3 protein-coding genes and 3 pseudogenes are annotated in these 6614 nt (G+C 43.4%); 3 read left to right on the top strand and 3 right to left on the bottom strand.

Translation table 11 applies throughout. From position 1 onward, the window contains the following. A pseudogene (locus AACS92_RS18720) lies at nucleotides 1-225 on the top strand (hypothetical protein); the annotation flags it as partial. A gap of 126 nt (nucleotides 226-351) precedes the next feature. On the opposite strand, the gene AACS92_RS18715 reads toward AACS92_RS18720, so the two are convergent. From AACS92_RS18715 to AACS92_RS18705, 3 genes are all read right to left on the bottom strand, one after another. Further along, complete coding sequence (locus tag AACS92_RS18715; RefSeq protein WP_099111929.1) at nucleotides 352-1404, bottom strand: PDDEXK nuclease domain-containing protein; 1053 nt, start codon at nucleotides 1402-1404, stop codon at nucleotides 352-354. Between the two features lie 104 nt (nucleotides 1405-1508). Further along, nucleotides 1509-2492: a ParB/RepB/Spo0J family partition protein gene (locus AACS92_RS18710; protein ID WP_099111928.1), complete on the bottom strand. Its 984-nt coding sequence runs from the start codon at nucleotides 2490-2492 to the stop codon at nucleotides 1509-1511. Further along, nucleotides 2489-3691 carry an AAA family ATPase gene (locus AACS92_RS18705; protein WP_099111927.1) on the bottom strand — a complete coding sequence of 401 codons (1203 nt, stop codon included), beginning with the start codon at nucleotides 3689-3691 and terminating at the stop codon, nucleotides 2489-2491. Before AACS92_RS18705 ends, AACS92_RS18710 begins: the two co-directional genes overlap by 4 nt. A gap of 376 nt (nucleotides 3692-4067) precedes the next feature. Here AACS92_RS18705 and AACS92_RS18700 point away from each other — a divergent pair. Further along, a pseudogene (locus AACS92_RS18700) lies at nucleotides 4068-5108 on the top strand (IS256 family transposase); the annotation flags it as partial. A gap of 57 nt (nucleotides 5109-5165) precedes the next feature. Next, nucleotides 5166-6299: pseudogene (locus AACS92_RS18695) on the top strand (IS701 family transposase); the annotation flags it as partial. Between the last annotated feature and the right edge of the window lie 315 nt (nucleotides 6300-6614).

The following is a 6614-nucleotide window of genomic DNA, read 5'->3' as shown; positions in this document are numbered from 1 at the left end:
TGGCAGTTTTGCGGATACAGGAGAAAAAAAACACCGCAGGGACTGATAGCCCTGAGCATATCGGAACTGCGTAACCTGCTGTCAAAACTGATGAAAAAGACCAGAGAAACCGTCGAACAGATTTTATTTTGGTCAAACTGGCGACGACGACATCAGTACCGCGCACAACAATGTCATTATCGGCGCCGGGATACCCCTCTTATTCCACAGCCATTACGGCTGTAGTACTAGATCCCTCTTTTTCTGTCGACTAACTGCATAAAAATCAATTCAGGAACTGTAGCTCGATAACTCTCTGTTAACGCGATAGAACCTTAGCACATGCTTTGGTTGCTAAAATAGAAAAATACATTACGAGTTTTCATCATTATGACTAAGTTCTGCTTCCAATTCTTCGATGCTTGGTAAACTAGATTTCAAGTCTTCCGGTAGTGTACGGGTTAGTTCGTAATCTGAAACGCCAATAGGTTTTTGAATTCCGCGCAAGGAATACTCTGCCAATATCCGATCTTTGGTTTGGCACAAAATCAGACCAATAGTTGGTTGATCAGTAGGATGCCTTAACTTTTCGTCGACCACAGAACAGTAAAAATTCATCTTACCAGCATGCTCAGGTTTGAATTCTCCTCGCTTCAACTCAATTACAACAAAAGCTCTTAAAGTCAGATGATAAAAAAGCAGGTCAATATAGTAATCTTGTCCGCTTACAGTAATAGAATATTGTCGTCCTACAAAAGCAAATCCCTCACCGAGTTCAAGCAGAAATTTTTCAAGATGTTTGAGTAATTCAGTTTCCAGTTCACGTTCTTTGAAAGGTTCTGACAAGGTGAGAAAATCGAAGATATAGGGGTCTTTCAAGGTTTGTTGTACTAATTCAGATTGAGATATAGGTAACCGATGATTGAAATTACTAACAACAGCTCCCTGCCGTGTATAAGCATTATTTTTTATCATCTGAAGTAAAGATTCACGGCTCCAACCTTGTATCAAAACTTGTTCAGCGTACCAGAATCTCTCGGTTTGATCCTTTATCTTCTCAATCAGTAAGATATTATGTCCCCAGGGCAATTGTGCCACAGGTTGTGGCACAATTGCTCCATTAGCAGCCGTTTCTATTTCTGATGATAAGGAATATTCTCGGTAAAAACGTAACATACGCTTCAGATTTCGTTCTGAGAAGCCTTTGATTTCTGGCAATTCATTAATAATATCTCGTGCCAGCTTCGGGATGATCCCTGCACCCCACCCCTGTTGCTTTTGGCGTTCATGGAGAATATGCCCTATATCCCAATACATCTGAATCAGTTCAGTATTAACGGATTGAGCAGCTTTAATCTGACCTCTACGAATCCGTTCTTTTACATCGGTAAGCAGTGAAGTGTAAATCTGTAGTTCGAATGTCATGATTAGCTTCTTTTTTAAATTAATATCAAGAACGTATTGCTCAGATCCATTTCATGTGCTGCCAGTCATGCCATAGAATCTGCAAAGCGAGTAACAACGAATAGTTATTTCTTTTCGTTATTATATTCAGCAAAAATTTCTTGCATGGATTGCTCAATACGCAATTGCAATTTTTTATCAAGGCGAGCGAACTCATAAATGAGCGTTCTGTTTTTGGTATTCTCCTTACGACGAGCATAAATGCGTTTATCTTCAAAGACGCTCAAAGGTGTTATTATTTCAGCTTTTGCTACAGGTTGTGGCTTACGGGAAAGTTTGACGCTCTTGAATACACCCATTACCGCGTCTTTCGCTGCGTCAGAAGGCCCCTCTTCTATTGGTGTTTCTAAAATTTTTATTCGGATTTCTTCTAATATCTCATTGAGCGGGATTTTACGGCGATCCATGTCTTCTGCCATTTCAAGCAGAAATTTGTAATCGGGTAGCGTTAAATCCGATACTACAGGAAAAAAAGCGATCATTTCATCCGGTACAGCTGCAGCTTGAAAAGCGCGGGTTACTTTTGCCGCGGAAACGCCTTCTGCTTTGGCTATCTCTTTGCGGTTCATTCCACTTTTCTCCATTAACTGGTAGCGTTTCCCCAGCTCGCGCAGATTATGTTCTTTGGCTGTTTGGAGATCAGCTGCGAGCTGTCGCGCGTCTGTGATGTTAATTTCCTCAGTTGTCACCAATACATCAAGCCCGACATTTTTTAGCAAACAAGCCGCGCGACGACGGGAACCGTCAAGGATTTCAATTTTTTCTCCGATTTTCCGACCAATTGCGGGGAAAAATTGCTGTAAATGAATTGTCCTGAGAATATCCTGAAGTGATTCTTTCGTTAGTATACTTTGATCACGGCCGTTAATTGTCGGATCAACAAATGTTTTATTTTTGATATATTCAGCCTGAATGTGCTGGCGAGTAAAAATCACCTTTTTTCCTGAACTCAAAGTAAATGTGCGGCTCTCAATTTCCTTATTTGAAATCATATTGCTTAACGGAGAGTTGCCCATTGTTCTGCCAATTCGTTGGATAGATTTATTCACGGTTGATTCCTGATATATTCAATTCTGTCGAAAACAGCTCGAACGAAAATGTCGGCCTGATTTTTTGCGTTACGCAGCGCTTCTGAGCTGCCAGGATAAGATGCTGGATTAGCACTGATAACTGTATCGAAAGATTCCCCACAACGTTCAAAACCATCCAGTCTTGGTAGAGCAGCATCCAACATTGAAGAGGTAAATACTTCTCGTGCATAACTCTGTGACGTCAGGTGGTCGTATTTATTCCCCATTTTTGACATAAATCCAATATTGCCACGCAAATGTAATTCAATACCTTCATTTTCAATCCGCTCAATCATTTCTGGCAGACGAGTCAAGTACTTCATTGTGGAATGAAAGTCGACCTGTGCCGGTGGCGTAGGAGTTAGCAATATATTACTGGCGGCAATCGCATTTAGCATGAATGCATCCAAGTGAGGACCCGTGTCAATAAGAATAAAATCATAATCATGCGATAAACGGTCAATCACTGTCTTGCGGAGGACTTCAGAAGGAGCCATTCCGGGCAGATACTCCTGTACCAACTGGATCCATTCGCTTGCGACAAAGGCATCATCAATTGATGCAGGAATCACATCCACACCAGGCATCATTGTTGGTCTGATAAATTGTTTAATTAATTGTTCTCGGCTAACGTTGTTCAGCATTGCCTGTGCGGCTGTTTCTAATATAGAGCCAATGCTATTGTGGTGGCTGAGGAACATTGTGCTGGAAGCCTGAGGATCCATATCTATAACAAGAATACGCAGATTGTTATGAATTAAAGTCGGATGCGCCCGTAATCCATGAGCAAGAGTAACTGTCGACACGGTTTTGGATACACCACCTTTCAGATTCACTACGAATATAGTAAAGGCTTCTTTCCATTTATCCCGATAGGTAGGTATTTGACGGTGTTTATATACATCGATGACATTTTGAAGCGTTAATGCGTATTGCATTGTTGAACCTGTTTGGCGCTTCCCGAACACATATCCTTGTTTTTCCATTTCAGTGACAGCCAGATCTACGGAACGTCGATTTAGCATAGGCATTTTGGCCACAGTATTCTTTGTGAATGTTTGATAATATTCTGTTTGATTAAATTCAATGCGCTGTTGTTCTATATGATTACTCATTCCTTGGAGCATTTTTTCTGCTCGCTGTGCTGTTTCAAGGACTCCACCGTAATTCTTCTTCATGCGTACAACCTTTTTTGAAAATCACACACTTTATATAATGTACTCAATTTTTTTGTTTTTTCAAAAAAATTACGTACAAAAAACATGACGTATATAAATCCGTCATGTTTTACTCCATCATTCAACACCCAATTAAAGTATTAACTAGATGTATGGATGTAATGAAACTTGCCTGCAATAAATAGTAATTAACGCATAACTAAGATATTTAATATCCTCTGCTTTAGGGTGAGAAAAATGTCATTTTTTTGCATAATAGATAAAATCCCCCGCATTGAAAAAATAACTCATGACATTGTTTTTACTTTATTTTTAGTGAGGATTTCAGCCTGAAATTCCCCATATTTAAAGTCGTATTTTATGTAAGAAAATCTCGGGCTCTAATATCCACAATGGTTACTCCGCTAAAATGTTACTGACTGAAGAAGGCGAACTGACACTGCAAATCCCCTGCGATTGTTAAAGTACCTTTGAACCCCAAATCATCAGGAAAAGTCAAACGTGGATTACGGGCATTGACAGCCAGATACTGGCCCTGTACACGAGGGAAATGAGCTCTCGCAATATCGCCGGCTCTTTCAAAGAGCTCTATGATGCAGAGGTTTCACCGTCACTGATTGCCAAAGTCACCGATGCAGTCAAAGAACAGGTTCTTGAGTGGCAAATCCGCCTATTGGATAGCCTGTACCCGATTGTTTATCTGGACTGCCTGGTAGTCAAAGTGCGTCAGGATAATCGGATTAGCAATAAATCGATCTTCATCGCGTTAAGCATTAATAGTGAAGGCCACAAAGAGCTGTTGGGCTTATGGCTGGCCGAGAATGAAGGGGCGAAGTTCAGGCTCGGAGTGTTGACAGACCTTCATAACCGGGGACTGAAAGATATTTTCATCGCGTGTGTAGATGGACTAAAAGGGTTTCCTGAGGCGATTAATACGGTTTATCTGCACACTCGGGTTCAGTTGTGTATTGTTCATATGATACGTAATAACCTACGCTATGTATCCTGGAAAGATGCCAAAGCGGTTGTCAAAGATCTCAAACAGATTTATCAGGCCCCGACAGAAGAAATAGCTTTTCAGGTCTTGGACATCTTTGCTGAACAATGGGATGAGCGTTATTTTCAAATCAGCCGTAGCTGGCGAGAAAACTAGGGCAATCTGTCCACGTCCTTTGCCTATCTAGCTGAAATCCGGAAGGTGATTTATACGACGAATGCCATCGAATCGTTAAGCAGTGTCATTCGACATGCTATCAAGAAACGCAAAATATTCCCGTCGGATGACTCGGTGAAAAAGGTGCTCTGGTTGGCAATTCAAGCCGTGTCTAAAAAATAGACCATGCCGATTCAAGATTGGCATCTTGCGATGAGTCGTTTTATTATTGAATTTAGCGACCGTCTAGTACTACAGTCGTAGCCGGCATTGTGACATGATAGCTATCTTCTTTCTTCCTCATCCTAAGGGAGGTGCCCTATGGCCTCACCTGTCAATCTTTGGGAACAGGCGCTTCTGTTGGCTCATTCCCGTCTGATCCCACTATTTTGCTCTGCAAGTTCTCAGCAACGTTGTCTGGCGTATCTTCGTGGGTTACTCAGCGATGTTGAACGTAAAAACGGCTGGCAACTGGCTGAATGGCTGGGTGAACGCTCACCGGATGGCATTCAATATTTTCTGGAACGGGCCCATTGGGATGCTGAAGCCGCCCGCGATATCTTACGTGATTATGTCACCGCACATTTGGGGGATGAGCAAGGTATCCTCATTATCGATGAAACCGGTTTTATCAAAAAAGGGACGCATTCTGCCAGCGTGCAGCGTCAGTACAGTGGCACCGCTGGACGGATTGAAAATAGTCAGATAGGGGTTTTCCTGTGTTACGCCGGCAACGGCGGTCATGCCTTCATTGACCGGGCTTTATATCTGCCTAAACAGTGGACGACGGATCGTCTCCGCTGTGACGCCGCCGGCATGCCTGACTCGGTCAGTTTTGCCACGAAACCCCAGCTCGCCCGGCACATGCTGGCGCGGGCATTCAAGGCCAATATCCCCTGTCGCTGGGTCACCGCTGATGCGGTCTATGGACAGGATCGTCGCTTGCGATGCTGGCTGGAATCTCAGCACCCACCGTTTGTCTTAGCGATCCCCAAAAATGAATGGCTCTGGTGGCAAACACCGCACTACACCCGAGCAGACACCATTGCAGCCAGTCTGACCGATGACGACTGAGAAAAACAGTCAGCCGGGCTGGGAACAAAAGGCGAACGTTGGTATGACTGGGCACGGATCCCGCTCTGGCGCTTGCAAATGAGTGAAGAGGAGCGGCGTTATGGTCATTATCTGCTGATCCGGCGTAACCGGGATGAGAAGCAGGAACTGGCCTACTATGTTGTCTATGCACTTAAAGAGCAGGCCGATCTCAAGACGTTGATTCAGGTGGCCGGCCATCGCTGGGAAATTGAGAGCAGTTTTTAGGAAACAAAAGGCGAGTGCGGTCTGGATCATTACGAAGTGCGGCAGTGGCAGAGTTGGTACCGGCATATTACGTTGTCATTATTGGCGCATGCGGTTCTGGCGGTTTTGCGGATACAGGAGAAAAAAACGCCGGCGGGACTGATAGCCCTGAGTGTAGCGGAACTGCGTAAGCTGCTGTCAAAACTGATGGAAAAGGCAGGAGAAACGAGAGAACAGATTTTATTTTGGTCAAACTGGCGACGACGACATCAGTATCGCGCTCAACAATGTCATTATCGCCGCCGAGAGGAATATCTGGTCATGGGACAGTTACGACTGTAGTACTAGCCCTTCTTTATATAAATAACCTGAGCTTCGCTTAAGAAGGGAACTAAAGTGCCTGAGGCACGATCAAAGTTTTTGCTAAAGAAAACAAAATCGTGGAGATCCTCAGGCATGTATAATTTAGAA

It is taken from the genome of Xenorhabdus sp. KJ12.1 (assembly GCF_963876495.1).
Lineage (GTDB): Bacteria > Pseudomonadota > Gammaproteobacteria > Enterobacterales > Enterobacteriaceae > Xenorhabdus > Xenorhabdus stockiae.
Note: the sequence above shows the minus strand (reverse complement) of the source record. Positions and strands in the feature narration are given on the sequence as shown.

Bases quoted from the DNA above. Each gene is read 5' to 3' on its own strand.
- AACS92_RS18705 (WP_099111927.1), bottom strand. From the start codon at position 3,691: ATGAAGAAGAATTACGGTGGAGTCCTTGAAACAGCACAGCGAGCAGAA.
- AACS92_RS18715 (WP_099111929.1), bottom strand. From the start codon at position 1,404: ATGACATTCGAACTACAGATTTACACTTCACTGCTTACCGATGTAAAA.